Here is a 1200-nt window from a genome sequence, read left to right as displayed (position 1 = left end):
GCAACACCTCGGCTAGTGCTTGTGATGGTGTCTTGAAACCGAGGGTCTGTCGAGGACGGTCGTTGAGCTCGAGTGCGATGGCATCGAGGTCGTCTTGGGTCAGCGTCCGGAAGTCGAGCCGTCGTGGCATGTACTGACGCAGCAGCCCGTTGGTGTTCTCGTTGCTTCCGCGCTGCCACGGGGACTTCGGGTCACAGAAGTAGACCTGGATGCCGGTCTCATCGGTGAACCTGCGGTGCTCGGCCATCTCGTGGCCCTGGTCCCAGGTCAGTGACTTCGCCAGCTGCTCGGGCAGGTGTCGCACCGCGGCGGCCAGGGCGTCGGCGACGGCATCGGCCTTGTGGTTGCCGTCGGGCAGCCCGACGAGGAGCAGGTAGCGGGTGGATCGCTCGACCAGGGTCGCGACCGGGCTCATGCCTTTGCCGAAGACCAGGTCGCCTTCCCAGTGACCGGGCACGGCACGGTCCTCGGCCTCAGCGGGTCGCTCGCTGATGTTCACGATCCCGGGCCTGGCGCCACGGCCATCGGGCAACCGGACCCCGTGGACGCGTCGGATCACCCGGCCGGTGCGCAGGTAGGCGGTCAGCTCCCTGCGCAGCGCACCACGCGACTGCACGAACAGGGTGCGGTAGATGCTCTCGTGGGACACGTGCATCTCCGGGTCGTCGGGATAGGTCAGCTTGAGCCAGCCGGCGATCTGCTGCGGTGACCACCGGCGGGCAAGCTTCTCGGCCACGATGCCAGCCAGCGCCGGGTTGGTGGCCAGCTTGCACGCCTTGGGCCTGGTCGCCCGCGCCCACGCCTGCTGGTCCGCGGCCGCCGCGCGATACCGCCGCCGGCCGCCGTTGCCGGCGACCTCACGACTGACCGTCGACGTCGAGCGACCCAGCCCAGCCGCGATCGCCCGTAGCGACAGACCTGCGGCCAGGCCAGGGGAGATCTCCTCCCGCTCCTCAAAGCTCAGCCGGCCCGCCGCCCGATGTCGTGGGTCGGGTCTGATCCCGCCGCAACGCAGCAGATAGGTCCGCACCGTGCTCGTGGCCAGCCCCAGCGACCGCGCCGTCGGCTTGACCGCATGCCCAGCACGCATCCGCGACCAGATCTCATCGATGTCTGCTGGTGACAACCGCTGATAGCTCTGACGCGCCATCGCGACCTCCTTGAGTCAAGGAAGTGTTGCGACGACCCGTTGAGAGCACC

Annotated in this window: 1 protein-coding gene; it reads right to left on the bottom strand. The window is 68.5% G+C overall.

The window, feature by feature from the left end; translation table 11 throughout:
* A partial coding sequence (locus tag ACYVC6_RS22690) for an IS30 family transposase (RefSeq protein WP_460716841.1) occupies positions 1-1150 on the bottom strand: 1150 nt, incomplete at its 3' end.
* Positions 1151-1200: the final 50 nt, after the last annotated feature.

The sequence above is a fragment of the Nocardioides dilutus genome, assembly GCF_054779555.1.
This window is presented reverse-complemented; position numbering and strand designations above follow the sequence as displayed.